This window comes from Cellulomonas sp. JH27-2, assembly GCF_014837175.1.
Taxonomy (GTDB): Bacteria; Actinomycetota; Actinomycetes; order Actinomycetales; family Cellulomonadaceae; genus Cellulomonas.
The window spans coordinates 513954-540762 of the sequence record NZ_JACYFR010000003.1 but is presented as its reverse complement, the minus strand read 5'-3'; the positions used below and the strand labels follow the sequence as shown (position 1 = coordinate 540762).

Here is a 26809-nt window from a genome sequence, read left to right as displayed (position 1 = left end):
GTCAGGCGTTGCCGTCGAACAGTGACGTGACGGAACCGTCGTCGAACACCTCACGCACGGCCCGCGCCACCAGAGGCGCGATCGAGAGCACCGTGAGGCCCTCGAACCGCTTGTCGTCCTCGATCGGCAGCGTGTCGGTGATGACCACCTCGCGCACGCCGCAGGACTGCAGGCGCGCGACGGCCGGGTCGGACAGGATGCCGTGGGTCGCGGCGACGATGACGTCCTTGGCGCCGGCCTCCTTCAGCACGCGGACGGCCTCGGAGATGGTGCCGGCGGTGTCGATGAGGTCGTCGACGAGAACGCAGGTGCGGCCCTCGACGTCACCGACGACGCGGTTGGCGACGGCCTTGTTGGCCGTGCGGACGTCGCGCGTCTTGTGCACGAAGGCCAGCGGGCCACCGCCCAGCTTGGCGGCCCACTGCTCGGCGACGCGGATGCGGCCGGCGTCCGGGGAGACGACAGTGACGTTCTGCACGTCGACCCGGGTGCGGACGTAGTCCACCAGGATCGGCATGGCCCACAGGTGGTCGACGGGGCCGTCGAAGAAGCCCTGGATCTGCGCGGTGTGCAGGTCGACGCTCATGATGCGGTCGGCGCCGGCGGTGCGGAACAGGTCGGCCAGCAGGCGCGCACTGATGGGCTCGCGGCCGCGGCTCTTCTTGTCCTGGCGGGCGTAGCCGTAGAACGGCGCGACGACGGTGATCGTCTTGGCCGAGGCGCGCTTGAGCGCGTCGACCATGAGCAGCTGCTCCATGATCCAGTGGTTGATCACCGGGGACGCGTGCGACTGCAGGACGAACGCGTCGGCTCCACGCACCGACTCGCTGAACCGCGTGTAGATCTCGCCGTTGGCGAAGTCGTAGGCGGTCGTCGGCAGGATGTCGATGCCGAGGTGCTGGGCGACCTCCGTGGCCAGGTCCGGGTGCGCACGCCCCGAGACCAGGACCAGCCGCTTCTCGCCGTCGTGGGAGACGATCCCGGTCATCGCACATCCTTGGTGGTCGAGCCGGAGGCCGGCGTTGTCGGGAACTCGGGGGGCCGCGTGACGGGGATGCCGTGCGCAGCGGTCGCGGCGCGCTCGCGCTCGGCGCGTGCCTGGGGGGAGAGCAGCTCGGGCTCGCCGGCGGCCTTGGCCGCGGCGGTGCCGGGACGCGAGCGCGCGACCCAGCCCTCAATGTTGCGCTGGCTGCCGGCGCTGACGCCGAGCGCGCCCGACGGCACGTCGCGGCGCACCACCGTGCCGGCGCCCGTGTACGCGCCGTCGCCCACGCTGACCGGCGCGACGAACATGTTGTCCGCGCCCGTGCGCACGTGCGAGCCGATCGTCGTGCGGTGCTTGTTCACGCCGTCGTAGTTGACGGTCACCGACGCGGCACCGATGTTGCTGTGCTCGCCGATGGTCGCGTCGCCCACGTAGGACAGGTGCGGGACCTTGGAACCCGTCCCGATGACCGCGTTCTTGGTCTCGACGAACGTGCCGATCTTGCCCTTCTCGCCCAGGTCGGTGCCCGGGCGCAGGTAGGCGAACGGTCCGACGGAGGCGCCCGCGCGGATCACCGCGAGCGAGCCCTGCGTGCGGGTGACGGTGGCGCCCGTGCCGATCTCGACGTCGGTGAGCGTGGTGTCGGGGCCGACGGTCGCGCCCTCGCCGACGACGGTCGCGCCGTGCAGCTGCGTGCCCGGCAGGATCGTGACATCGCGCTCGAGCTCGACGTCCACGTCGATCCACGTGGTCGCCGGGTCGATCACCGTGACGCCCTCGCGCATCCAGTCCTCGACGATCCGGCGGTTGTACTCGCGGGCCAGGGCGGCCAGCTGCACGCGGTCGTTGACGCCCTCGACGACGAACGGGTCGTCCGTCCGCAGCGCGCGCACGTGCCCGCCGTCCTCGCGGGCCAGGGCCAGCACGTCCGTCAGGTAGACCTCGCCCTGCGCGTTGTCGCGGCCCAGCCGGCCGAGCGCCCCACGCAGCACACCCGCGTCGAACACGTAGATCGAGGAGTTGATCTCCCGGATCTCGCGCTGCGCGTCGGTCGCGTCCTTGTGCTCGACGATCCCCAGCACGTCGCCCGTGCCGGGCTCGCGCAGGATGCGGCCGTAACCCGTCGCGTCGTCGACCTCGGTGGTCAGCACCGTGACGGCGTTCGCGTCCTCGTGGTGCGCGGCCAGCAGCTCGCCCAGCGTCCCGGCGTCCAGCAGGGGCACGTCGCCGGCGACGACGACGATCGCGCCGGTCACCAGCGCCGCGGCGGCCGACCCGGGGGCTCCCCCGTGGGCCGAGTCCGCCTGGGCGGCCCCGTCGAGCCGCGTCATGGCCACCTGGACCGCGCGCCCCGTGCCCGGGATGTCGTCCTGGTCGGCCAGCAGCGCCGCGCTGTCGATCTCGGCGATGTGCGCGGCGACGCGCTCGCGCTCGTGCCGGACCACGACGACGACGCGCTCCGGGTCGAGGCCGCGGGCCGTGGCGAGCGCGTGCCCGACCATCGACCGGCCGGCCAGGGTGTGCAGGACCTTGGGTGTTGCCGAGCGCATCCGCGTTCCCTCGCCTGCGGCGAGGACGATGACGGCGGCTGGGCGGGGATACGTCACCTTCGGGGTGCTCCTCGCGGGTCTGCCCGACGAGCGGGCTGGGATTCCGTGCGCGCCGACCACTCTACCGTCGGGCGGCGCACCGGCCGGACGAGACGATCGTCACGCGAACGGGTCCGCGGTCAGCGTGTACTTCGTCTGCAGGTACTCGTGGATGCCCTCGGCGCCACCCTCGCGGCCCAGGCCGGACATGTTCCAGCCGCCGAACGGCGCGGCCGCGTTGGACACGACGCCCACGTTGAGTCCCATCATCCCGGTGGCCAGCCGCTCGATCATGCGCTGCCCGCGCGCCAGGTCCCGCGTGTAGACGTAGGACACCAGCCCGTACTCGGTGTCGTTCGCGATGCGGACCGCGTCGTCCTCGTCGTCGAACGGGACGATCGCGACGACCGGACCGAAGATCTCCTCGCGCAGGATGTCGCTGCCAGCGGGGACGTCGGACAGGACGGTCGCCTGGTAGTAGGTGCCGGGACCGTCGATCGCCGCGCCGCCGGTCAGCAGAGAAGCGCCACGCGCGACGGCGTCGTCGACGAGAGCCGCGGCCTTGTCCACCGCGCGGTCGTCGATGAGGGGACCGATCGTCACGCCGTCCTCGGTGCCGCGGCCCGTGCGGAACTCCTCGACGCGGGCGGTGACGCGCTGCGCGAAGGCGTCGGCGACCGAGCGGTGCACGACGAACCGGTTGGCCGCCGTGCACGCCTCGCCGATGTTGCGGAACTTGGCGGCGATCGCGCCGTCGACGGCCTTGTCCAGGTCGGCGTCCTCGAAGACGACGAAGGGCGCGTTGCCGCCCAGCTCCATCGACGTGCGCAGGACGCCGTCGGCGGCCTGGGCCAGCAGGGTCTTCCCCACGGGCGTCGAGCCCGTGAACGACAGCTTGCGCAGCCGCGGGTCGCGGATGATCGCCTCGGAGACCGGCCCGGTGTTCGTCGTCGTGATCACGTTGACGACACCGTCGGGGACACCCGCGTCCGCCAGGAGCTGGGCGAACAACAGCGTGGTCAGCGGCGTGAGAGTCGCGGGCTTGATGACGACCGTGCAGCCGGCCGCGAGCGCGGGCGCGATCTTGCGCGTGGCCATGGCGAGCGGGAAGTTCCACGGGGTGATGAGGAAGCACGGCCCCACGGGGTGCTGGGTGACGATCATCCGGCCGGTGCCCTCGGGGTTGGCGCCGTAGCGGCCCTGGATGCGCGCGGCCTCCTCGCCGAACCAGCGCAGGAACTCGCCCCCATAGGTGACCTCGCCCCGCGACTCGGCCAGCGGCTTGCCCATCTCCAGCGTCATGAGCAGCGCGACGTCGTCGGCCCGCTCCTGCAGCAGGTCGAACGCGCGGCGCAGGATCTCGGCGCGCTCGCGGGCGGGCGTCGCAGCCCAGGCGGGGAACGCGTCGTCGGCGGCGGTCAGAGCGGCCAGGCCGTCGTCGACCGTCGCCGACGCGATCGTCTTGATCACCGCGTTCGTCGACGGGTCGCGCACCTCGAGCGTCGCGCCGTCGGACGCCGGTCGCCATGTGCCGCCGACGAACAAGCCGTCGGGCACCCGGTCGAGCAGGTCGGTCTCGTGCTGGTCGGTCATGGCAGCTCCTTCGTCGTGCACGCTCCTCACGCTGCCATGCCGCCAGGCCGTGCGCCGCTCGGGCCGTCTCCGGGCCGACCTCGCCACCCCCGCGCCGATTCGCTACGTGCGGGTAGCGAATCGGCGCGGAAGCAGCGCGACCGTCAGGCTTCCTCGAGCGCCTCGCGCAGGTGCGCCAGGCGGGTGCGCAGCGCGGGCGGGACGCGGTCACCGAACGTCGCGAAGAACTCGGCAGTCAGGTCGGCCTCGAGCAGCCACGAGTCCGGGTCCACCTCGAACAGCGCGGCGAGCGTGGCAGGGTCCAGGTCGAGGCCGTCGACGTCGAGCGCGCCCGGCGACGGCAGCAGCCCGACGGGGCTCGGGACCGCGCCGACGTCGGTCCGCACACCCCGCGCGCGGTCGATCTGCGCCACCATCCACGCCAGCACGCGGGCGTTCTCCCCGAAGCCGGGCCACATGAACCGGCCGTCGTCGTCCTTGCGGAACCAGTTGACGCCGAAGACGAGCGGTCGACGGGCGGGGTCCAGCGCGGCGCCGACGCGCAGCCAGTGCGCCCAGTGGTCGGCCATGTCGTAGCCGCAGAACGGCATCATCGCGAAGGGGTCGCGGCGCAGCTCGCCGACCACGCCCTCAGCGGCAGCGGTCCGCTCCGAGGAGATGGTCGCCCCCAGGAACACGCCGTGCTCCCAGCTCTCGGCCTGCGCGACGAGGGGCACGTTGGTGGCCCGACGACCACCGAACACGATCGCGTCGAGCGGCACGCCCTCGGGGTCGTCCCAGCCGTCGGTGATCGTCGGGCACTGGGCCGCGGCGACCGTGAAGCGGCTGTTGGGGTGGGCGGCGGGGCGACCGGCGGCGCCGTCGGCCGGCGTCCAGGGGGCGCCGGTCCAGTCCGTCAGGTGCGCCGGGGCCTCGTCGGTCAGGCCCTCCCACCACACGTCCCCCTCGGGGGTCAGCGCGACATTGGTGAAGATGGTGTCGCGGGCCAGCGTCTCGATGGCGGCCGGGTTGGTGGACTCGCCGGTGCCGGGGGCGACGCCGAAGAAGCCGGCCTCCGGGTTGATCGCGCGCAGCGACCCGTCCGGTCCAGGTCGCAGCCAGGCGATGTCGTCGCCGATCGTCTCCACGGACCAGCCCGGCAGCGTGGGGCGCAGCATCGCGAGGTTCGTCTTGCCGCACGCCGACGGGAACGCGGCGGCCACGTGGTAGCGCCGGCCCTGCGGCGACGTCAGCCGGATCAGCAGCATGTGCTCGGCCAGCCAGCCCTCGTCGCGGCCCATCACCGACGCGATGCGCAGCGCGAAGCACTTCTTGCCCAGCAGCGCGTTGCCGCCGTAGCCGGAGCCGAACGACCAGATCTCGCGGGTCTCCGGGAAGTGGGCGATGTACTTCGTGTCGTTGCAGGGCCACGCGACGTCGTCGGCGCCTCCGACGAGTGGTGCGCCGACCGAGTGGACGGCGGGGACGAAGGCCGCGCCCGCCTCGACGAGGTCGCGGACGGCCGCCGACACGCGCGTCATGACGCCCATGCTCACGACGACGTACGGCGAGTCGGTGACCTGCACCCCGAGCTGCGAGATCGGCCCGCCGACGGGCCCCATCGAGAACGGGACCACGTACATCGTGCGCCCCCGCATGGACCCGGCGAAGACGCCGTCGAGCTCGGTGCGCATGGCGGCCGGCTCGCGCCAGTTGTTGGTGGGGCCCGCGTCGGCCCGGTCGCACGAGCAGATGAACGTGCGCGACTCGACGCGCGCGACGTCGGCCGGGTCGGAACGGGCCAGGTACGAGCCGGGGCGCAGGTCGGGGTCGAGCGGCAGCAGCGTGCCCGTGGCGACCATGCCCGCGACGAGCCCGTCGCGCTCGGAGCCGTCGCACCACACGACCTCGTCGGGCTGCGTGAGCCCAGCGACCGCGGCGACCCACGCGTGCACGTCGCCGACGGCGGCACGCTCGGTGACGTCCGCGACGGTGGGGCGGGTGCGCTCCGCGCTCTCGGTGCGTTCGGCCAGGATGGTCATGGGTTCGATCTCCTTGTCGCGATCACGGGCGGATCGCTTCCGTGTTGACAGGATTTCCCATTCGCGACACGGAACCGTCGAGAGCAGGCTGTCAATTTTCGGCTTCCTTGACGTAGGGTCACGAACATGCCCGGACAGCCCGACGAGACGGCAGCGCCCGACGCCCTGACGCTCGGCCGCCGCATCCGACACCTGCGCACGTCGCACGGCCTGACGCTCGAGGCCTTGGGCAAGCGCGTCGGCGTGACACCGAGCCTGCTCTCGCTCGTCGAGAACGGCCGCCGCGAACCGCGGCTGGCGCTGCTGCGCTCGATCGCCGACGCGCTCGACGTCACCGTCCCGGACCTGCTCGACGCCGAGCCGCCGTCCCGCCGCGCGGCGCTCGAGATCGCCCTCGACCGCGCCCAGCGCGCGTCGGGCTTCGAGCGGCTCGCCCTCCCCCACGTCCGCCCCGGCCGGTCGCTGCCGCTGCCCGTCCTCGAGCAGCTCGTCGGCCTGCACGACGAGCTGGCGCGCCGTGACCTGGAGGCCGTCGCGACCCCGGAGGAGGCGCGCCGCGCCAACACGCAGATCCGCCTCGAGCGCCAGGCCCGCGACAACTACCTGCCGGACATCGAGACGCTCGCCGAGCAGATGGTCCGCAAGGCGGGCTACACCGTCGGCGCCCTCACGCACCGCACGGTGACGCGGATGGCCGAGCAGCTCGGCTTCACGATCATCCACGTCGACGACCTGCCGTCGTCCACCCGCACGGTCACCGACCTCGCCAACGGCCGCATCTACCTGCCGCCCGCCTCGACACCCGGCGGCCACGGCCTGCGCTCGCTCGCGCTGCAGGCCATCGCGCACCGCGTGCTGAACCACGAGCGGCCGGGGTCGTACGACGAGTTCCTGCGCCAGCGCATGGAGATCACGTACTTCGCGTCGTGCGCGCTGATGCCGCAGAGCGCGACCGTCGAGCACCTGCAGCAGCACAAGAAGGAGAAGGACCTCGCGATCGAGGACCTGCGCGACGCGTTCGGCGTGACGCACGAGGCCGCGGCGCAGCGGTTCACGTCCCTGGCCACGCACCACCTCGGCATCCCTGTGCACTTCATCCGCATCAACGGGGACGGCGCGATCTACCGCGCCTACGCGAACGACGGCCTGCCGCTGCCGACCGACGTGACGGGCGCGATCGAGGGCCAGCTGGTCTGCCGGCGCTGGGGCGTGCGCCGCGCGCTGGGCCGCCGCGACCGGTCCGTCGAGTCCTACCAGTACACCGACACACCCGCGGGCACGTTCTGGTGCTCGACCCAGACGGGGTCGACGAGCAGCGGGCAGACGGCGCTGACGGTCGGCGTGCCGTTCTCGTCGGCGTCCTGGTTCCGGGGTCGCGACACCACCGTGCGCCACCGCTCCACCTGCCCCGACGAGGCCTGCTGCCGCCGGCCCGCGGCGGACGCGACCGCCCGCTGGGCGCAGGCGTCCTGGCCCAGCGCGCGCATCCACCAGCAGGTGTTCACCGCCCTGCCGACGGGCGCGTTCCCCGGCGTCGACGCCCGCGAGGTCTACGGCTTCCTGGACCGGCACGCCCCGCGTCCGCAGTGAGCGACCGGCGTCACAGCACGGTCAGTCCCACCAGAACACCCATCCGTCACTCGTCGCGCGCACCTCGTCGGGAGGCGCGGGCGCATCGTCGACCCCGAGCTCGACGAGCCGGGCGAGTGCGTGCTCGGCAGCGTCGGGCGCGAGCGCATCGAGCACGGCGTCCCCCTGGACGACGACGCGGTCGACCGTCACGCGCTCGTCCGGCCGGGCCGGTCCGATCGCGTGGCCGCCGAGCGTCACGCACCTGTTCGCCGCGGCGGCCGCGAGCGCGCGCCGCAGCGTGGGGCCGCCCCCGACGTGCGCATCGAGCAGCCCGTCGGGGAGCGCCGTCGCCAGTCGCGTCGCGGCGGGGCCGCCGAGTCCCTCGAAGAGCAGTGCGTCGGGAAGCAGGGTCGTGGCGACCGGGAGCAGGTCGTCGAGCACCGCCACCGTGCTCCCGGTCGGGCCGAAGTCGCCCTCGGTGCGGAGCGCGGACCGCGCCTCCTCGAGCGCTCCTGACCACATCGAGCGCAGGCCCGCGGGCGTCGTGGCCCGGTGCGCCCGCGTCGTCGCCTCGTCGAACTGGGGCACCGCGAGCGCCGGGAGCAGCGTGGCGTGCAGCGTGCGGAGCGCCTCGTCGGTCACGTCCGTCGGGTCGTCGCCGAGCGTGAGCCACACCTGGCCCCCCACCCGCTCGTGCAGCTGCGCACCGGGCACCTCGCCGAGTGCCGCCGCGAGCGCCTCGATCCCGCCGACCGCGGCCAGGTGCGGGGGCGAGAGCAGCGTCCCCCAGCCATACCCCCACAGCCGGCCGGGCTCGGACGCTGCGGGCACGCCCGCGTGCCGCTCCCACGCGCTCTGCTCGTAGGTGGCCCACCCGTCCGCGAGGTTCGCGAACCCCGAGTCGGCCCCGATCGCGTCGGCCGCGGCCAGGACCCAGGGCCCGAGCCCCGCCGCGAACCACGGCCCGTCCGTCCCGGTGTACAGGGCCCACTGCCGTGCCGAGACGGCGACGAGCATGCGGCCGACGTCGCGCCCCTCGACCTGCGCCGGGTACGCCGCGTGCACCTCGGCGACCCGGTGGTACGGATGCGTCGGGTGGGCCGCGAGCTGCGTCGCGACCGCGGTGAGCGTGACCGACGAAGGCGTCCCCGCCCGTGCGACGAAATCCCAGTCGAGGCCCGGACGCATGACGTCGAAGTCCGGGCCCCACGGGTCGTCCTCGGCCACCACCGCCGTCGTCGTCCACGTCACCGGGACGCCGATCCACGACGTGACGAGCTCGACGCCTGCGCGGAGCGCCGCGACGACACCGTCACGCTCCACCCGCACCGGTGCGCTGACCCCGCCGTACCAGGCGGGCAGGGCAGAGCCCATGTCGGGGTAGAGCCACGGCGGGCGCTCGGTCGACGTCACGTGCGAGGTACCTCCGGCGGTCCGACGCGGCCGGCGCGCTCGCCGACCGGACGAGTGCCCATCCTTCCTGCGTAGCACGCGCGGCACGCCCAGGCCGTCGGGTGATACTCGGACGCGCACACCTTCCGACGACGACGGAGCACGATGAACCAGCCGCAGGGCGCCCACCTGGTGGGCAGCATCAACCTCGACGACGCCGAGACGACGATGCGGACGGTGGCCGGGCTGCTCGGCACGCACCTGCGGCGCATCCCGGACGGCGAGGTGGGCGACCGGTTCCACTGGATCGTGTTCCAGGCGGACCGGTTCGGCGCGACGCCCGGCCTGGAGCGCGTGGGCGACGAGCCCGTGCTCATGCGGAACCTGGACCTGCGGCCCATCCAGGTCGCGGACGGCGTGGACCCGGCGTCGCTCGTCGTCCCGCCGCTGGGCTACGCGAGCGCGGCGATCGCGTCCTGGGCGGTGTTCCGGCGCCTGCGGGACGAGGGGGTCATCGCGCCCGGCACCCGGTTCCAGGTGTGCCTGCCGACGGCGACGGCGGTGGTCGGGACGTTCGTCGTGCCCGACGACCGCGAGCGCCTGGAGCCCGTGTACCGCGACGCACTGCACCGCGAGCTGGACCAGATCCTGGCGGCCGTGCCGCACGACGACCTCGCGATCCAGTGGGACGTCGCGCTCGAGTTCAGCTACATCGAGGACCCCGCTGGCCGGTTCCAGCCGTGGTTCGAGGACGTGTGGCCGGCCGTGACATCGCGCGTCGTCGAGCACACGGCCTGGGTGCCCGACGACGTCGAGGTGGGCTACCACCTCTGCTACGGCGACGTCGGCGAGAAGCACTTCATCGAGCCCACGGACACCGCGAACCTCGTGCGCTTCGCGCAGACGCTGCTCGACGAGGTCCCGCGCCCCGTCGCGTGGGTGCACCTGCCCGTGCCCATCGAGCGCGACGACGACGCCTACTACGCGCCGCTGTCGTCCCTGCGCCTGCCGGAGACCACCGAGCTGTACCTGGGCCTGGTCCACCGCGAGGACGGCGTCGAGGGCGCCCGACGACGGATCGACGTGGCGCTGCGGCACGCACCGCGCTTCGGCGTCGCCACGGAGTGCGGCTTCGGCCGCGCCCCCAGCGACCAGACCGGACCCCTCCTCAGCACGCACGCGCAGGTCGCCGACGCTCGCTAAGGATGGACAAGCCTCGCCCTTATCCATCCTTAAGGCTATAAGGAGCGATAGGCTGGCCCCATGTCGATCCCTGCGGCACTCCCCCCAGACGGCAGAAGTTGGCCGTCGCTCGCGTGGGAGGAGCACGCCTGGGCGTCGTCGCTGCCAGCCGACCTCCTCACCCGCGCACAGCGCGCGGAGCTCTCCGCGCCGTATCGGTCGGCGATCGTCCCCACCATCGCGACGCGCGACCTCCCGCTGCCACGCTCGACGGCGGCCGCCGCCGAGGAAGCCACCGCCGCGATCCGCGAGTTCGACGCCCGCGTCGGCACCCACGTCGCCCCGTTCGCCGCGATCCTGCTGCGATCCGAGTCGGCATCGTCGTCCCAGATCGAGAACCTCACGTCCGGCGCCAAGCAGATCGCGCTCGCGGAGCTCGGGGAGGACGCGCGCCGCAACGCGCAGCAGATCGTCGGGAACGTCCACGCCATGCAGGCCGCGACCTCACTGGCGGACCGGCTCGACGCCGCGTCGGTCCTGGAGATGCACCGAGCACTGATGGAACCGACCGAGCCAGCGATCGCGGGCCGCTGGCGCACCGAGCCCGTCTGGATCGGCGGCAGCGCCCACAGCCCGCACCGCGCGCAGTTCGTCCCGCCGCACCACTCGCGCGTGCTGGACGCGATCGACGACCTCGTCGCGTTCATGGCCCGTGGCGACCTGTCCGCGCTGCAGCACGCCGCGGTCGCCCACGCCCAGTTCGAGACCATCCACCCGTTCCCCGACGGCAACGGGCGCACCGGGCGGGCACTCGTCCACGCGCTGCTGCGCCACCGCGGCGTCACACGGTCGGTCGCTGTGCCGGTCTCGGCGGGGCTGCTCGTCGACACGCGTGCCTACTTCGACGCGCTGACTGCCTACCGATCGGGAGACCCCGCGCCCATCGTCGACTCGCTCGCGCAGGCATCGCTCGACGCCGTGGTCAACGGGGGTCAGCTGGTCGCCGATCTGGAGGCGGTCCGCGCGCGGTGGACGGCGAGCATCACCGCGCGCTCCGACTCCGCCGTGTGGCCACTCGTCGACCTGGTCCTGCGGCAACCGGTGATCGGCACCGCCCTCGTGCAGACCGAGCTCGGCATCTCGCACACCAACGCGATGCGGGCGATCTCCCGTCTCGTCGACGCGAGCGCCCTGGTGGAGGTGGGGGGTCGGCGCAGGTCGATCCTGTGGCAGGCCGACGACGTCCTCGCGGCGCTCGACGCGTTCGCGGCACGGGCCGGGCGGCGGGGTGTCCGGTGACGGACGGCGTCACCGGTGGACACCAGCGAGGATGCGTCGCTCACCCGTAGTGGTAGCGGCAGCTCGCGATCTCGACGTCGGAGCCGTGGACCCGGTAGACGAGGCGGTGCTCGTCGGTGATGCGCCGCGACCACCACCCCGTCAGGTTCTGGTGCCGCAGCGCCTCGGGTTTGCCGATCCCCTCGTGCGGGGCGCCGAGGTCCGATCCTCGGGCGATGTCACGCAGCAGCTCGTTGATGCGCCGCAGGGTCCGGCGGTCCTGGGTCTGCCAGTAGACGTAGTCGGACCAGGCGTCCTGGTCCCAGACGAACCTCACTCGTCGACGGGAGCGTGCTCGATGCCGTGGGACGCCTCGAGGTTCGCGACGGAGCGGAGCAGGCGAGCCGCGTTGGCGGGCGAGGCGAGCAGGTAGGCCGTCTCGCGCAGCGACTCGTAGTCGTCGCGAGAGATCATCACGACGTCCGGCTTGCCGGCGCGCGTGATGATGACCTCCTCGCGGTCGTCGGTGACGGCGTCGAGGGTCGAGGCGTAGTGGGCGCGGGACTCCGTGTACGAGAGCACCTTGGTCATGGCGTACAGAATAACGTACGTGCCTTGCTTCGGCCTGTCGGGTGGAAGATGGTCGGAGAAGCGCTGCACCGACGCGCGCGAGGGAGTCGACGAATGGAACGGATCGCGGTCCGCACGCGCGTGACGCGCATCAGCCTGGACGGCGGGGCGCGCACGGCGCAGGACGTCGTGACCGCCGAGGAGCCGCTCGAGATCCGCGTGGGCGGCCGCTCGCTCGCCGTCACCATGCGGACGCCGGGCCACGACGTGGAGCTGGCCGCCGGGTTCCTGGTCTCGGAGGGCGTCGTCGCGCACGTGCAGGACTTCGCCGCGGCGCGGTACTGCGCGGGCCGGGACGACGACGGTCGCAACACCTACAACGTGCTCGACGTGACGCTCGGCGCCGGGGTGCCCGCGCCCGATCCCAGCCTCGAGCGCAGCTTCTACACGACCTCGTCGTGCGGGCTGTGCGGCAAGGCGAGCGTGGACGCCGTCCGCACGCAGTCGCACTTCTCGGTCACCGACGACGACGTTGCGGTGACCGACGCCTTCCTGGCCTCCCTCCCCGACCGGCTCCGCGACGGGCAGGCGGTCTTCGAGCGAACCGGCGGCCTGCACGCGGCTGCGCTGTTCGACGCGGACGGTCGGCTGCTGGTGCTGCGCGAGGACGTCGGGCGGCACAACGCGGTCGACAAGGTGGTGGGCTGGGCACTGACCCAGGGGCTGCTGCCACTGCGCGGCGTCGTGCTCATGGTGTCCGGGCGGGCGTCGTTCGAGCTGACCCAGAAGGCGCTCATGGCCGGCATCCCCGTGCTCGCCGCCGTGTCCGCGCCGTCGTCGCTGGCCGTCGAGCTGGCGCGCGAGGCGGGCATCACGCTCGTCGGCTTCCTGCGTGGGACGTCGATGGTCGTGTACGCACGGCCGGACCGCGTGGTGGTCTCGTCGGGCGCGACGTCGTCGGGCGCCGTAGCCACGGACGGCGTGACGGCATGACGCACCGCCCCGTCACCGAACCGATGCCCGACGAGCTGAGCGTCCACGCGCCCAAGGACTGGGCCGCGGGCGTGCCCGGCGTCGCGAGCGCGATGCGGTACGCGCTCGCGGAGCTGGGCCCGGCGCGCGCGCTCAAGGTGCTGGCCAAGGTGAACCAGACCGACGGGTTCGACTGCATGAGCTGCGCGTGGCCGGACCCCGCGCACCGCGCGACGGTCGAGTTCTGCGAGAACGGCGCGCGAGCGGTGAGCTGGGAGGCGACGCCTGCGACGGTCGCGACGACGTTCTGGGCGGAGCACTCGGTCGACGACCTCGCCGGGCGCACGGAGTACTGGCTGGGTCAGCAGGGCCGGCTCGTCGAGCCCGTGCACAAGCCCGCGGGCAGCGACCACTACGTGCCGATCAGCTGGGAGGACGCGTTCGCGCTGGTCGCGGACCGGTTGAACGCGCTGGACTCGCCCGACGAGGCCGCGTTCTACACCAGCGGCCGCACGGCCAACGAGACCGCGTTCGTCTACCAGCTCTTCGTGCGCGCATTCGGCACCAACAACCTGCCCGACTGCTCCAACATGTGCCACGAGTCCACCGGCACGGCGATGCTGGAGACGGTCGGCATCGGGAAGTCGACCATCACGTACGACGACTTCGGCCAGGCGGACCTGGTCGTCATCATGGGCCAGAACCCGGGCACCAACCACCCGCGCATGCTCACCGCGCTGGAGGGCGCCAAGCGCAACGGCGCGACGATCGTCGCGATCAACCCGCTGCCCGAGGCGGGGCTGCGCCGGTACAAGAACCCGCAGCGGGTGCGCGGCATCGTCGGGCACGGCACCGACCTGGCCGACCAGTTCCTGCAGATCCGCAGCGGCGGGGACATGGCCCTGCTGCAGTGGGTGTCGCGGCGCGTGCTGGAGGCGGAGGACCGCGCTCCCGGGACCGTGCTGGACCACGAGTTCCTGGCGGCGCACACGATGGGGCTGGAGGCGCTCCGCGAGCACCTGGCCGCGCTCGACGTCGACGAGGTCCTTGCCGCCACGGGCCTGACGCTCGCCGAGATGGACGAGCTCGCCGACCGATACATCGCCGCCGAGCGCGTCATCATCACGTGGGCGATGGGCATCACGCAGCACCGCAAGGGCGTCGACACCATCAAGGAGATCATCAACCTCCTGCTGCTGCGCGGGAACATCGGCCGGCCGGGCGCGGGCGCCTCCCCGATCCGCGGCCACTCCAACGTGCAGGGCGACCGCACCATGGGCATCTGGGAGCGGATGCCGGACCGCTTCCTGGACGCCCTGGCCTCCGAGTTCTCGTTCTCGCCTCCGCGCGAGCACGGGCTGGACGCCGTGCAGTCGGTGCAGGCGATGCAGCGCGGCGAGATCAAGGTCTGGTTCGCGCTGGGCGGCAACTTCGTCGGCGCCATCTCCGACACGGCGGCCGCGGAGGCCGCGATGCGCGGGACGGACCTGACCGTCCAGGTCTCCACCAAGCTCAACCGCTCCCACGCCGTCACCGGCGCGGAGGCCCTGATCCTGCCGACCCTCGGCCGCACCGACATGGACCTGCAGGAGACCGGCGCGCAGTTCGTGTCGGTCGAGGACACCGTCTGCGCGGTGCACGCGACGCACGGCCCGCTGCCGCCCGTCGCGGACACGCTGCTCTCGGAGATCTCGATCGTCACGCGCCTGGCGCGCGCGGTGCTGGGAGACGACGGCCGATCGACTGGGCCCGCTTCGAGCGGGACTACAACACGATCCGCGACTCGATCTCGCGGGTGGTCCCCGGCTTCGAGGACTTCAACGAGCGGATCCGCCATCTCGGCGGGTTCGTCCTGCCCAACGGCCCGCGCGACTCGCGCACCTTCCCGACGGCGACGGGCCGCGCGATGCTCACGGTCAACGAGCTCGTGCCTGTGACCTGCCCGCCCGGCCGGCTGATCCTGCAGACCGTGCGCGCGCACGACCAGTTCAACACCACGATGTACAGCCTCGACGACCGCTACCGCGGCATCCGCAAGGGGCGCGACGTCGTCATGGTCAACCCCGACGACCTCGTCGACCTGGGCCTGCGCGACGGCGACCGCGTCGACGTGATCAGCGAGTGGCCCGACGAGCCCGACCGGGTGCTGTCCGACCAGCGGGTCGTCGCCTACCCGACCTCCCGGGGCTGCTGCGCCGCCTACTTCCCCGAGGCGAACGTGCTCGTCCCGCTGGCCAGCACCGCGCTGGGCAGCAACACCCCGGTCTCGAAGGCGGTCGTGGTCCGCCTGGTCCGAACGGGGCCTGCTGCTCCCTGAGCGCTCCGTCGCCTGTCTGCCTGTGGGTAACCGACCAGCGCGATCTCGTGGGCAGGCATCATGGCTGGCTGACGACAGGAGCCCGCACGCCGATGCCCACCACGCACTGGTACGTCGACGAGACGAAGGCCACCGACTACGTCGTCGTGACCGTGGTTGCACCGACAGACGTCGTCTCGCCGGCACGACGCGCACTGCGCGAGCTCGTCCGCCCAGGCCAACGCAGCCTCCACTTCACGAAGGAGAGCGACGCGACTCGACGAGCCGCGCTCCGCGTCATCGTCGGACTGCCTCTCGACGTCATCGTCTACCGCGTAACCGGGAGGCGCGGGTTGGCGGCGCGTGAGGTCGCACTCCGAGCCCTTGCCCGCGATGCGCTGGTGGCACACCCGCAGCGCATCGTGCTGGAGCGGGACGACTCGGTCGTCGTCGCCGACCGCCGCTGGCTGCGTGACGAGCTCGGGCCAAGGAACTATCGCGACATCGGATTCGATCACCTGGCCAAGCACGAAGAGCCGATGCTGTGGATCGCCGACGCTCTCGCCTGGTGCGTCCAGCGTGGTCGCCCGTGGTCGGACTACCTCGACGCGCTCTCGACGGTCACGACCATCGTCGACCGTCCATAGTCAGCGCAAAGCCCGGCTCACCAACCGTCCGGATGGCTGCCGGGCCCACTTCGCGGAACTCGTGTCCCGCGCACGTCAAGGCTACGCGCGCAGGCCCACGGAAGTCCACCGGCGACGCCCGTCCGCGCAGGAGCCGGCGTGAGTCAGTCGATTCCCAGCCGGATCAGACGGTTGCGACCGACGGGTTCATCGCCGAACTGATCGATTCCTGGTTCCGGGTCGCGCCGCGGGGCGACCAGCGGTCGTAGAGCGTCGTGATCAGCGCAACGACGTACGCGATCAGGATCGCGTCGGCGAGCGACGCCCCCGTCGCGCCGACGCCCCAGACCAGCGCGACGAGCGCGCTCATCGCGACCATGCTGATCGCGGTGTTGAGCGCGAGCTGCCCACCGAGCCAGTCGGGCCCTCGTCGACCGGACCGCACGCGCCACGCCTGGACCGCCGCGTGCACCAGCACGGTGCCGGCGACGACGAGCCACGCCGCCCACCACCGCGCCTCGACCCGCGGGTAGGACAGCACCAGGACCGTGGTCACCAGGCCTGCCAGCACCACCTTCTCGGCCAGCGCCCAGGTCGGCGTGGCCTCGCGCGTCGTCGTCGGCACATCTTCGCGGGCCGCGACCACGTCCGCGTCCAGCGTGAACGGCCAGTCCGGCCGCGGCAGCCGCGGCCACGCCCAGCGGGCCAGGAGCACCAGTGCGACGACGAGCACGACGAGCGCCAGGACGACCCACGGCCGGTTGCCGAACCCGGCAGCCCAGCCGTCGTCGGGATCCACGCCCAGGACGCGCGCCTTGAACTCGTCGGTGAAGTCCAGCTGCGCCACGTGGATCCACCACTCCTGCGGCAGCTTGATCGCCACCCACACCACGGCCGTCAGCCACAGCACCACCGACCGCGACAGCCGCCGCGCGTCCCACCGCGTCCGTACCGCCTCGATCGCGATCACCACGTACTCGAAGGTGTTGGGGAACGCCATGAGCAGCCAGCGCGCACCGGTCACCTCGAATGCAAGCACCCCGACGAGCCGGTAGTACCAGAGCGCCGCGACCACCCCGACCGAGAACCGGTCCCGCCAGTTCCGCAGCACCGCGAGGTACGTGATGGTCAGGTAGTAGACGTCGAGCGCCTTGTCGTACGACTGGTAGTTGGACAGGTCCAGGTCCGTGAACGCCTGGAAGATCGACTTGTCGACGCCGTCGATCACGAGGGAGGCGATGATCGCCGGCAGCGGGAAGCGGCCGATCAGTAGCGGGACCACCAGCCGCGCGCCGATGACCAGCACGAACACCAGCCACTCGACCGCGGAAGCATGCGCCACGGCGCGATCGTAGTGACCGGACGCGCGCCGTCGTCGGATGGTCCAGTCGGTCCCGCCTGAATCAACCGGTCGCGACCTACACGGTCAGGACCGAACCGACTGATCCGCGGCACGGCCATGTGGCCGGGCTCGGGTGGGTGGCTGTGGTGCGGTGGCAGCGGTCTGGGTCTGTCTGGCCTGGCTGGCTGGCTGGCTCCGCCCCCAGGATTCGAACCTGGACTGCACGGCTCCAAAGGCCGGCGTGCTGCCGTTACACCAGGGCGGAACGACGGGCGCGTGCGCCGCGTCGGCGGTCCAGTCTGCCAGCCCGCGGCGGGTGGAGCGGGCACAATGGCCCCGTGGCCCCCGAGACGAAGCGCGTCCCTCGTTCGCGCATGACCGGCACGCAGCGGCGCGCGCAGCTGCTGGACGTCTCGCGGCGCCTCTTCGCGGAGAAGGGGTTCGACGGGACGAGCGTCGAGGAGATCGCCGCGCGCGCCGAGGTGTCGAAGCCGGTCGTGTACGAGCACTTCGGTGGCAAGGAGGGGATCTACGCGGTGGTCATCGACCGCGAGATCCAGGCGCTGACCGGTGCGCTGTCGGGTGCGCTCGAGGGCGGCGGCCACCCCAAGGTGCTCGTCGAGCGGACCGCGCTGGCCCTGCTCACCTACATCGAGACGTCGGAGGACGGGTTCCGGATCCTGGTGCGGGACTCGCCGGTCGCGCAGGCCACGGGCACGTTCTCGTCGCTGATCGGGGACGTGGCCACCCAGGTCGAGCACCTCCTGGCCGACCAGTTCCGCAAGCAGGGCCAGGACCCCAAGACCGCGCCGATCTACGCGCAGATGCTCGTCGGCATGGTCGCGCTGACCGGGCAGTGGTGGCTCGACGCTCGTCGGCCCGGCAAGTCCGAGGTCGCTGCCCATCTGGTGAACCTGGCGTGGAACGGGCTGTCCGGGCTGGAGCGGCGTCCGCAGCTCACCAAGGCCACGCCCTGACGTCCCGGGTCAGTGTCTCGACGTCGAGTAATCTCGGCGCATGGCTGCCGACGACGTCCGCGACGAGGTCGATCGGATCGTCGCTGCCTGGCGCCGGGAGCGGCCCGACCTGGACGTCAGCCCGCTCGAGGTCCTGTCCCGACTGAGCCGCCTGGCCCGGCACCTGGACCTGGCCCGACGCAGCGCGTTCGCGCGGCACGACCTGGAGACGTGGGAGTTCGACGTCCTGTCGGCGCTGCGGCGTGCCGGCGAGCCGTACCGCCTGTCCCCCGGAGTCCTGCTCACGCAGACACTCGTCACCAGCGGGACCATGACGAACCGGATCGACCGGCTCGCGGAGCACGGGCTCGTCGAGCGGATGCCGTCGCCCGACGACCGCCGCGGTGTGCTCGTGCAGCTCACACCCGCGGGCCTGGCACGCGTCGACGCTGCGTTCGCGGACCTGCTCGACGTGGAGCGTGGGCTGCTCGGCGCGCTGCCCGACGCGTCCCGCGACCAGCTCGCCGGCCTGCTGCGCGAGCTCATCACCCCGTTCGACGCGAGCTGACCTACCCTCGTGCGGTGATCGTCTTCGCCGCCGTCGTGCTGCTCATCGGTGCCGTGTTCAACGTCGTGGCGTGGCCGCGGTTCTTCCAGCGGGTGGCCCGTGACCCGCGGGCGCGCGACGACGCCGGCCGCGCCACCACGTTCTTTCGCGTGCACCTGATTCTCATGGTGATCGCGCTGGCTATCGCCGCGGCGTCGATCGTCGCCGCGGTGGGGCTGCTGACCCGCTGAGGCGTCAGCCGGCGATCTCCGCGGCCTCCAGCCAGGCGGCCTCGAGCTCGTCCTTCTCGTCCGCGAGCGCGCGGAGCTCCGCATCCAGCTCGGCGACGGCGACGTGGTCCGTGGCCTGCGCGGCCATCTTGTCGTGCAGGCGCGCCTCGAGCTCGGCGATCTTCGACAGGCGGCGCTCGATCCGCCCGATCTCCTTGCGCGCCGCACGCTGGTCGGCGGCGGACACCTCGACGGTCGGGGTCGCCCCGGCGGCGGCCGGCGCGGTCGTGGCCGCAGGTCGCGAGGCCCCCGCGAGCGCCGCGTGCCGCAGCTCCAGGTACTGCTCGACCCCACCGGGCAGGTCGCGCAGCGCACCGTCGCCGAGCAGCGCCATCTGCCGGTCGCAGACGCGTTCCAGAAGGTAGCGGTCGTGGCTGACGACGATGAGAGTGCCCGGCCAGGAGTCGAGCAGGTCCTCGAGCGCGGCCAGCGTGTCGGTGTCGAGGTCGTTGGTGGGCTCGTCGAGCAGCAGCACGTTGGGCTCGCCGACGAGCAGGCGCAGCAGTTGCAGCCGTCGACGCTCGCCACCGGACAGGTCGCGCACCGGCGTGCGGGCACGGTCGCGCGGGAAGCCGAGCCGCTCGACGAGCTGCGCCGCCGTGAGCTCCTTGCCCCCGACGACCACCGACCGCTTCTCCGACTCCACCACCTGCACCACGGTGAGCGCGCCCAGCTCGTCGAGGTCCTCGACGTCCTGGCGCAGCTCGGCGACCTGCACGGTCTTGCCGCGCTTCACGCGCCCGGTCGTCGGCTCCAGCCGGCCGGACAGCAGCCGCAGCAGGCTCGTCTTGCCGGCGCCGTTCACGCCGACGAGCCCGAACCTGTCGCCGGGCCCGATCCGCCACGTGACGTCGTCGAGCAGCGTCCGCTCCCCGAACCGGAGCGTGACGTCCTCGATGTCCAGCACGTCCTTGCCCAGGCGGGCGGTCGCCATCCGCGACAGCTCCATGCGGTCGCGCGGCGGCGGCTCGTTCTCGATCAGCGCGTTGGCGGCGTCGATGCGGAACTTCGGCTTGGACGTCCGCGCGGGCGCGCCGCGGCGCAGCCACGCGAGCTCCTTGCGCAGCAGGTTCTGCCGCTTCTCCTCGGTGCTCGCGGCCGTGCGCGCACGCTCGGCGCGCGCCAGGACGTAGGCCGCATAGCCGCCCTCGTACTGGTCGACGACGCCGTCGTGGACCTCCCACGTGCGCGTGCACACAGCGTCCAGGAACCAGCGGTCGTGCGTCACGACGACGAGCGCGCCGCTGCCGCGGGCGAAGCGCTGACTCAGGTGCTCGGCGAGCCAGGCGACCCCCTCCACGTCGAGGTGGTTGGTGGGTTCGTCGAGCACCAGCACCTCGTCGTCGCGGACCAGCAGCGCGGCGAGCGCGACGCGGCGGCGCTGCCCGCCGGAGAGCGTGGAGACGTCGGCGGTCATGTCGACGTCCGGGAGGAGCCCGTCGTGAACGGCGCGGATGCCCGGGTCCGCCGCCCACTCGTACTGCTCGGCGGTGCCGTGGATGTGCGCCAGGACCGTGCCCGAGCCCAGCTCGTCGCGCTGGTCGAGGACGGCGACGCGCGTGCCGCCCGAGCGGGTCACGCGGCCGTCGTCGGGCGACTGCTGACCGGACAGGACGCGCAGGAGCGTCGACTTTCCCGCGCCGTTGGGGCCGACGACGCCGATGAGCTGGCCGTCGTCGAGGCCGAGGCTGACGCCGTCGAGCAGGGTGCGCGTGCCGAGCGTGAGGGTGACGCGGTCCGCGCCGAGCAAGTGAGCCATCGCGGTGCCAGGCTACCGCCCGACGGTGCGTCAGTCCGACGACAGGACGCGAGCGCCCGCCACGGGGGCCGACGCCGTCAGGACGCGGTCGGCCACGCCCGATGCGGTGAACGCCGCCGCCAGCGCCAGGGCGTGCTGGCGGCTGCGGGCGAGCGCGGCGACGGTGGGCCCCGAGCCGGAGACGATGACGCCCAGCGCGCCCGAGTCCTCGGCGACGGCGAGCGGCTCGGCCAGGTGCGGGTCGAGCTCGAGCGAGGCGAGCTGCAGGTCGTTGTGCAGCGCCGCACCCAGCGCCCGGGCGTCGCCGGCCCGCAACGCCTGCATGAGGGGCACGTCGAGCTCGGGATCGGGCGCGCCGGGCTCGCCGCCGTGCAGCTCGTCGAACGCCTGGTAGCACGCGCTGGTGGACAGGCCGCGGTCCTGGACCGCGAACGCCCAGTAGAACTCGCCGCGCGTCAGGGCCGGCGTGAGCAGGTGTCCGCGGCCCTGGCCGACGGCGGTGTGGCCCATGAGGATGAACGAGACGTCGGCGCCCACCTCGGCGGCGATCTCGAGGAGCTCCGGACGCGACAGCCCGGTGTGCCACAGCGCGTCGCAGGCGACCAGCGCGGCGGCCGCGTCGGCCGACCCGCCCGCCATCCCGCCCGCCACCGGGACGCCCTTGTCGAGGTGCAGGTGCACGCCCTCGTCGACCCCCGTGCGCCGCGCCAGGGCCTCGACCGCCTGCAGGGCCAGGTTCGACGAGTCCGTCGGGACCAGGTCCGCCTGCGCGCCCGAGACCGTCAACGTGCGCTCGTCGGACGGCGTCGCGACGACCTCCTCGAAGACGGAGACCGCCTGGAACACCGTGGTCAGCGGGTGGTAGCCGTCGGCCTCACGCGCGCCGACGCGCAGCGACAGGTTGATCTTCCCCGGCGCTCGCACCCGCACCTCGTGCTCGGGCAGCGGCTCCACGGGGGTCAACGTCACGCGTCCACCCTGCCAGAGGCCTCGGCCAGGTGCGCCGCGATCGCCGCGAATCCGACGATGTCCACACGCTCTCCACGAGCGGCCGGGTCCACCCCCGCCGCCTCGATGGCCGTGACCGCTGCGTCCGCGGACCCTGCCAGCGGGGCGAGCGCCGAGCGGAGCATCTTGCGGCGCTGCGCGAACGCCGCGTCGACGACCGCGAACACCTCCTCGCGGGACGCGGTGGTCACCGGCGGCTCGCGGCGGTCCAGACGTACCAGCGCAGAGTCGACGTTGGGCACGGGCCAGAACACCGACCGGCCGATCGTGGACGTGCGCCGCGTCGCCGCGTACCAGGCCGCCTTCGCGGACGGGATGCCGTACGTGCGGCTGCCGGGGGGCGCGGCGAGGCGGTCGGCGACCTCGGCCTGCACCATCACGAGGCCCCGCTGGATCGAGTCGAACCGCTCCAGGAACGTCAGCAGCACGGGGACCGAGACGTTGTAGGGCAGGTTCGCGACGAAGGCGACGGGCTGCTCGCCGGGCAGCTCGGTCACGCTCAGCGCGTCGGCGGTCACGAGGGTGAAGCGGTCGCGCCCGTCGGCGTCGCGCATCACCACGCCCCCACCCCGAGCGTCCGAGCCTTCGGCCGCTATAACGGCCACTTGCTCGGACGTCGTGGGGTGAAGGGTCAGGCCGGGGACGTGGCGGGCGATCGTCGTCGGGAGCAGGCCTGCCAGGACGGGGTCGATCTCCACCGCGATCACGTCCGCACCGGCCTCGAGCAGGCCCAGCGTCAGCGAACCCAGGCCAGGACCGACCTCGACGACCCGGTCGCCGGGCTCCACGTCGCCCTGCCGGACGATCTTGCGCACGGTCCCGGCGTCGAGCACGAAGTTCTGCCCGAGCGTCTTGGTGGGGCGGATGCCGGCGGCGGCGGCGAGCTCGCGGATCTCCGCGGGACCCAGCAGGGCGGTCGTCGACATGGGCCGAGCCTATGCGAGACACGACGACGCCCGCCGCGAGGGGGTGCGGCGGGCGTCGTCGGGCTTGCGGATCAGGTCAGCGGAAGAGGTTCTTCCCGCAGACGGGCCACTGGCCCGCACCCGAGCGGTTGTAGAGCATCTTCGCGCGCGCGGTCTGCTCGGACGACGACGCGTTGGACGGGAGCCCGGCGCCGCCGACGGCGTGCCACGTGCCCACCGAGAACTGGTACAGGCCGTGGTACAGGCCGTTCGACGAGACGATGTGGGGGTTGCCGCCCGACTCGCACTTGGCCAGCGCGGCCCAGTTCAGCGAGTCCGCCTTGCCGCCGGCCTTGATCTTGCTGCCGGTGGACGACGACTTCGACGAGGACGACGACTTCGAGGACGACGTGCTCGTCGTCTCCTTCTTCACGACCGGACGCTCCTTGGTGCCCACCGTCGTGACCTGGTCGACCGCCTTCTTGGTGACCTTGTCGGACAGCTTCACCGTGTCGGTGACCTTGCCGTCCACCGTGGTGACGCGCTTGACGATCGTGCGCTCACCCTTCTTGCCCTCGGTGGTGACGGTGCTGGTGCCGACGTAGCTGTCGTCGGACTTCACGGTCTTCTTGTCGTAGCCGACCTTCTTGTGGCTCGTCTTCTCCTCGACCGCGACACGGTTGACGACCACCTGGACGCGCCCCTCGTCACTCTGCCCCACGGAGACGCGGTCCAGCGGCGCGAGCGTGATGTCGAGATCACCCAGCACGTCGCCGAGGGACGCGTCCGCGTCCGGCGCGTTCTTGGTCTCGCCGTCGGCGACCACGTCGACCGACCCGTGCAGGGCCAGGTCCAGCGGCAGCTCCGCGCGACCGGCCGAGCTGCGCGACGCCACGAGCGTGACGTTCTTGTCGCGAGCGGCGAGCGTGTCGAGGGCCTCGTCGGCCGTCAGCGCGGTGGTCCAGACGTCGTGGTGGACGCCGTCGGATGCGACCGTGATCTGGTGGGCGTGGCGGACCACGACGTCCTGGCCCTCGCGCAGGCCACCGGTGGCGGAGACGTCGTCGCGGGCACCGACCTTGACGCCCTGGTCGGCCAGGAGCTGGTCCACCGAGCCGGTGAACGTGCTGACGTCGCGGACCTGGCCGTCGACGTCGAGCGTCACGGTCTTGTGGACCCCCGCGTACGCGGCGGTGCCGCCGGCGAGGACGAGGACTGCGGCGCCCGCCACGATGGGCAGCGCACGACGACCGGATCGACGGTCCTCCTGCGGGGCGTCGGTGGATCGCTTGCGCGACGAAGGACCAAGGATGCGGGTCGTGAACTGCACGGGGCTCCAGCCGTCGAGGTGCCCGGGCACGGGGGCGGAGCGCGCACCGGTCCCGGCACACCCGGCGGTGGTCGCTGCCCGCGACCGCTGGTCACCTGGAGGGAGGTGGCCCCGTCGGTTCCCGGATCCCCGATCCGGCCGTCTCGGCGCCCGGGACTGCTCCCGGCGCCGGTCGCTCGTTAGCTCAACCAGGGAAGGTCGGGCCGAAGCGACACGCGACCGTAACCGAATCGTGACCGGTTTGCCAACCCCTGCGAGGGTGAGCCTGGTAGGCGGATCAGTACCAGCCCGACGACTGGGAGTGCGCCCAGGCGCCACACGGGGTCTTGTAGCGCGACTTGATGTAGCCCAGACCCCACGTGATCTGCGTGACCGGGTTGGTGCGCCAGTCCGCTCCGACGCTCGCCATCTTGGAGCCGGGCAGCGCCTGGGGGATGCCGTACGCGCCCGACGGGTTCGCGGCGCTCACCCGCCAGCCGCTCTCACGGTTCCACAGCGAGACGAGGCACGCGAACTGGTCGTCGCCCCAGCCGCGGTCGGCCGCGAGGCCCTTCGCGATGGCCTTCGCCGACCCGGGCGCGACCGTGATGCTGCTCGGGTCGGGCATCTCCATGGTCCCGATGTGCACCACCTGCGTGACCGGCTCGGTGGTGACGACCGACGACAGGACCGTGCGGTCGGTCACGACACCGCCCACCGAGTCGAGCTGGTACGTCGTGGTCCGGACGCCGGCCTTGCCCTTCGTGACGACGACCTTCTGCCCCTTGGTCAGGCCCGGGTCGTCGACCTCGTCCGTGTCGAACTTGACCGCCTCGGTCTTCGTCTGGGCGTCGGTCTGCGCCCTCGTGACGAGCACGACGAGGCCGTCGACCGCCGTCGCGTCGAGCGGCACCGAGACCTGGTCGCCCTCGTTGAGCACGAGCCCGACGTCCTTGAGCGCGTCGCGCACGTCGCCCGCGCTGCTCACGCCGTCGATCATCTGGCCGTCGACGACCAGGTGGATCGTCTTCTGCGTCGACACCCGCAACGCGTCCCGACCGAGCGGTGCGCTGCGCGACGCCGACAGGCGCACGTCCCCGTCGCGCAGGCCCATGCCGTCGATGGCCTCGCCCACGGTCAGCGCGGTCGTCCAGACCTTGTCCGGCTTGCCGTCGACGACGACGTCGAGGTCGCGACCGTGCCGCACGACGATCTGCTCGCCCTGCGTGACCGGGTCGTTCAGCGTCGGCGCGACGAGGTCACCGTCCCCGACCTTGATCTTCGCGCCCGCGAGGACCGCGCCGACCGTCCGGCCGAAGCCCTCGACCTGCACGGTCCTGCCGTCGACGTCGACCGTCACCTGCTTGTGCATGACGGCGAACGCGCTGGTCGCAGCCGCGACGACAGCCAGGACGGCGGCCTGCGAGACGATCTTGACCGCGCGCCGCGGGGACCGGCCCGCGGGCACGTCGGAGCGCTCCTGCGCGCTCGCGTCGTCCCGCACGTGGGTCCTTCCGCCGTCGTCGGCCCGGTTCGGGCTCGTCAGACCGTAACCGATCCGTGACCGACGCCGAAACCCGGGATCGGACAGGTCGGGCGTCCAGTTCGTCGGCCCGGCGTGTCGCACGGCGTGTCGCCGGCTGGTCGGCGCGGACTCACCACCCGCCGTAGACCGACTCCGCGGTGCGCGACAGGTCGGCGCAGACATCGACGAGCGGTCGGCCGGTCACCTCGGCGATCGCGCGGACCGTGCCGGGCAGGAGGTACGGCGCGTTGGGTCGGCCGCGGTACGGGTGCACCGTCAGGTACGGCGCGTCGGTCTCGACCATCACCAGCTCCGGCGGCAGCTCGCGCAGCGCCTCGCGCAGGCCCTCGTTGGCGGGGAAGCTCACCGGACCCGCGAACGAGCAGAACCAGCCGTTCTCGCGCGCCACCTGCGCCAGCGAGGTGTCGCCCGAGAAGCAGTGGAAGACCGTCCGCTCCGGGGCACCGTCGTTCAGCAGGATCTGCACCACCTCCGCGTGCGCGTCGCGGTCGTGGATCTGCAGCGCCAGCCCCAGCTCCTTGGCCAGTGCGATGTGCGCACGGAACGAGTCCCGCTGCACTCCCCGGCCCCGCGGGCCTGCCCGGAAGTGGTCCAGGCCCGTCTCGCCGATGGCGCGGATGCGGGGGTTGGCGCGCGCGATCAGCATGACCGTGTCGATCGCGTCGTCGAGCGACACCGCGTGCCGGGGCTGCGGGTCGGGGTCGAGCCCGTCGGGCGCGACCTCGTGGACCCCCGCGTGCAGCACCGCCTCGTTGGGGTGGATCGCGACCGCCCCCAGCAGCTGCGGGTGCTCGCGGACAGCACGATCGGTCCAGCGCGCCGCGTCGAGGTCGCAGCCCACCTGCACCATCCGCGTGACCCCGACGCTCGCCGCGCGCGCGAGGTGCTCGTCGACCCCGACCCGCCGTCCGGCGCCGGCCGGCGGGTCGGCGGGCCAACCGTCCGCGAGCCACTCCGCCACCGACTCCAGGTGCGTGTGGTTGTCGACCACCGGGAGGGGGAGCGGGTCCGGTGCCGGCGGCCACCCGCGCTCGCGCGTGCGTGCCACGTCAGGCCCTTCCGACCGGCACG

Annotated in this window: 22 protein-coding genes, 1 tRNA gene and 2 pseudogenes; 9 read left to right on the top strand and 16 right to left on the bottom strand. The window is 72.7% G+C overall.

The window, feature by feature from the left end; genetic code table 11:
* Window position 1: 1 nt before the first annotated feature.
* The 4 genes from IC607_RS11535 to IC607_RS11520 form a co-directional block, all read right to left on the bottom strand.
* A complete protein-coding gene (locus tag IC607_RS11535) occupies window positions 2–988 on the bottom strand; it encodes a ribose-phosphate diphosphokinase (protein WP_191787505.1) in 987 nt (328 codons plus the stop codon).
* Window positions 985–2592: a bifunctional UDP-N-acetylglucosamine diphosphorylase/glucosamine-1-phosphate N-acetyltransferase GlmU gene (glmU, locus tag IC607_RS11530; protein WP_191787504.1), complete on the bottom strand. Its 1608-nt coding sequence runs from the start codon at window positions 2590–2592 to the stop codon at window positions 985–987. Before glmU ends, IC607_RS11535 begins: the two co-directional genes overlap by 4 nt.
* A gap of 102 nt (window positions 2593–2694) precedes the next feature.
* On the bottom strand, window positions 2695–4167 hold the full coding sequence (locus tag IC607_RS11525) for an NAD-dependent succinate-semialdehyde dehydrogenase (protein ID WP_191787503.1): 1473 nt from the start codon (window positions 4165–4167) through the stop codon (window positions 2695–2697).
* 143 nt (window positions 4168–4310) lie between these two features.
* Entirely contained in the window at window positions 4311–6188 is a 1878-nt protein-coding gene (locus IC607_RS11520) for a phosphoenolpyruvate carboxykinase (GTP) (protein WP_191787502.1), read from the bottom strand.
* Between the two features lie 126 nt (window positions 6189–6314).
* On the opposite strand from IC607_RS11520, the gene IC607_RS11515 reads away from it, so the two are divergent.
* Window positions 6315–7778 carry a helix-turn-helix domain-containing protein gene (locus IC607_RS11515; RefSeq protein ID WP_191787501.1) on the top strand — a complete coding sequence of 488 codons (1464 nt, stop codon included), beginning with the start codon at window positions 6315–6317 and terminating at the stop codon, window positions 7776–7778.
* 21 nt (window positions 7779–7799) lie between these two features.
* Here the strand turns inward: IC607_RS11515 and IC607_RS11510 are convergent, their stop codons facing one another.
* Complete coding sequence (locus tag IC607_RS11510) at window positions 7800–9173, bottom strand: hypothetical protein (RefSeq protein ID WP_191787500.1); 1374 nt, start codon at window positions 9171–9173, stop codon at window positions 7800–7802.
* Between the two features lie 144 nt (window positions 9174–9317).
* On the opposite strand from IC607_RS11510, the gene IC607_RS11505 reads away from it, so the two are divergent.
* Both IC607_RS11505 and IC607_RS11500 read left to right on the top strand, forming a co-directional pair.
* A complete protein-coding gene (locus tag IC607_RS11505) occupies window positions 9318–10355 on the top strand; it encodes a hypothetical protein (protein WP_191787499.1) in 1038 nt (345 codons plus the stop codon).
* Window positions 10356–10415: 60 nt separating this feature from the next.
* Window positions 10416–11633: a Fic family protein gene (locus IC607_RS11500; RefSeq protein WP_191787498.1), complete on the top strand. Its 1218-nt coding sequence runs from the start codon at window positions 10416–10418 to the stop codon at window positions 11631–11633.
* 40 nt (window positions 11634–11673) lie between these two features.
* On the opposite strand, the gene IC607_RS11495 is transcribed toward IC607_RS11500, so the two are convergent.
* Window positions 11674–11949, bottom strand: a complete 276-nt coding sequence (locus tag IC607_RS11495; protein ID WP_191787497.1) for a Txe/YoeB family addiction module toxin — start codon at window positions 11947–11949, stop codon at window positions 11674–11676.
* On the bottom strand, window positions 11946–12203 hold the full coding sequence (locus tag IC607_RS11490) for a type II toxin-antitoxin system Phd/YefM family antitoxin (RefSeq protein ID WP_191787496.1): 258 nt from the start codon (window positions 12201–12203) through the stop codon (window positions 11946–11948). Before IC607_RS11490 ends, IC607_RS11495 begins: the two co-directional genes overlap by 4 nt.
* Window positions 12204–12296: 93 nt before the next feature.
* Here IC607_RS11490 and fdhD point away from each other — a divergent pair, with 93 nt between their 5' ends.
* The 3 genes and pseudogenes from fdhD (at window position 12297) to IC607_RS11475 (ending at window position 16097) form a co-directional block, all read left to right on the top strand.
* Entirely contained in the window at window positions 12297–13175 is an 879-nt protein-coding gene (gene fdhD, locus IC607_RS11485; protein ID WP_191787495.1) for a formate dehydrogenase accessory sulfurtransferase FdhD, read from the top strand.
* A pseudogene (locus IC607_RS11480) lies at window positions 13172–15471 on the top strand (FdhF/YdeP family oxidoreductase). The gene fdhD and the pseudogene IC607_RS11480 overlap by 4 nt, the downstream one beginning before the upstream one ends.
* Before the next feature lie 92 nt (window positions 15472–15563).
* Window positions 15564–16097 carry a hypothetical protein gene (locus IC607_RS11475; protein ID WP_191787494.1) on the top strand — a complete coding sequence of 178 codons (534 nt, stop codon included), beginning with the start codon at window positions 15564–15566 and terminating at the stop codon, window positions 16095–16097.
* A 163-nt stretch (window positions 16098–16260) separates the two neighbouring features.
* Here IC607_RS11475 and IC607_RS11470 read toward each other — a convergent pair whose 3' ends face one another.
* The gene (locus IC607_RS11470; RefSeq protein ID WP_191787493.1) at window positions 16261–17418 is read right to left on the bottom strand and encodes a hypothetical protein; all 1158 of its coding nucleotides are present in this window, start codon (window positions 17416–17418) and stop codon (window positions 16261–16263) included.
* 190 nt (window positions 17419–17608) lie between these two features.
* Window positions 17609–17683, bottom strand: a tRNA-Gln gene (locus IC607_RS11465).
* 109 nt (window positions 17684–17792) lie between these two features.
* Between IC607_RS11465 and IC607_RS11460 the strand changes: the two genes are divergently transcribed.
* Genes IC607_RS11460 through IC607_RS11450 form a run of 3 tightly spaced genes read left to right on the top strand, consistent with a single transcriptional unit; the run spans window position 17793 to window position 19172 of the window.
* The gene (locus IC607_RS11460; protein ID WP_191787776.1) at window positions 17793–18395 is read left to right on the top strand and encodes a TetR/AcrR family transcriptional regulator; all 603 of its coding nucleotides are present in this window, start codon (window positions 17793–17795) and stop codon (window positions 18393–18395) included.
* A gap of 40 nt (window positions 18396–18435) precedes the next feature.
* Entirely contained in the window at window positions 18436–18942 is a 507-nt protein-coding gene (locus IC607_RS11455) for a MarR family winged helix-turn-helix transcriptional regulator (RefSeq protein ID WP_191787492.1), read from the top strand.
* Between the two features lie 14 nt (window positions 18943–18956).
* Window positions 18957–19172 (top strand): SCO4848 family membrane protein, encoded by a 216-nt coding sequence (locus IC607_RS11450; protein ID WP_191787491.1) that lies wholly within the window; start codon window positions 18957–18959, stop codon window positions 19170–19172.
* 4 nt (window positions 19173–19176) lie between these two features.
* Here IC607_RS11450 and IC607_RS11445 read toward each other — a convergent pair whose 3' ends face one another.
* The 7 genes and pseudogenes from IC607_RS11445 to IC607_RS11420 form a co-directional block, all read right to left on the bottom strand.
* Entirely contained in the window at window positions 19177–20511 is a 1335-nt protein-coding gene (locus IC607_RS11445; RefSeq protein WP_370526206.1) for an ABC-F family ATP-binding cassette domain-containing protein, read from the bottom strand.
* Window positions 20505–20970, bottom strand: a pseudogene (locus tag IC607_RS17885) (ATP-binding cassette domain-containing protein); the annotation flags it as partial. The pseudogene IC607_RS17885 and the gene IC607_RS11445, both read right to left, overlap by 7 nt.
* Window positions 20971–21000: 30 nt before the next feature.
* Complete coding sequence (locus tag IC607_RS11440; protein WP_191787489.1) at window positions 21001–21939, bottom strand: 4-(cytidine 5'-diphospho)-2-C-methyl-D-erythritol kinase; 939 nt, start codon at window positions 21937–21939, stop codon at window positions 21001–21003.
* A complete protein-coding gene (gene rsmA, locus IC607_RS11435; RefSeq protein ID WP_191787488.1) occupies window positions 21936–22904 on the bottom strand; it encodes a 16S rRNA (adenine(1518)-N(6)/adenine(1519)-N(6))-dimethyltransferase RsmA in 969 nt (322 codons plus the stop codon). The genes IC607_RS11440 and rsmA overlap by 4 nt, the downstream gene beginning before the upstream one ends.
* Window positions 22905–22980: 76 nt before the next feature.
* On the bottom strand, window positions 22981–24213 hold the full coding sequence (locus IC607_RS17485; protein WP_370526156.1) for a transglycosylase family protein: 1233 nt from the start codon (window positions 24211–24213) through the stop codon (window positions 22981–22983).
* Between the two features lie 277 nt (window positions 24214–24490).
* Window positions 24491–25696, bottom strand: coding sequence for a ubiquitin-like domain-containing protein (locus IC607_RS11425; protein ID WP_370526154.1), 1206 nt, complete (start codon window positions 25694–25696; stop codon window positions 24491–24493).
* A 151-nt stretch (window positions 25697–25847) separates the two neighbouring features.
* A complete protein-coding gene (locus IC607_RS11420; protein WP_191787486.1) occupies window positions 25848–26786 on the bottom strand; it encodes a TatD family hydrolase in 939 nt (312 codons plus the stop codon).
* Window positions 26787–26809 lie beyond the last annotated feature (23 nt).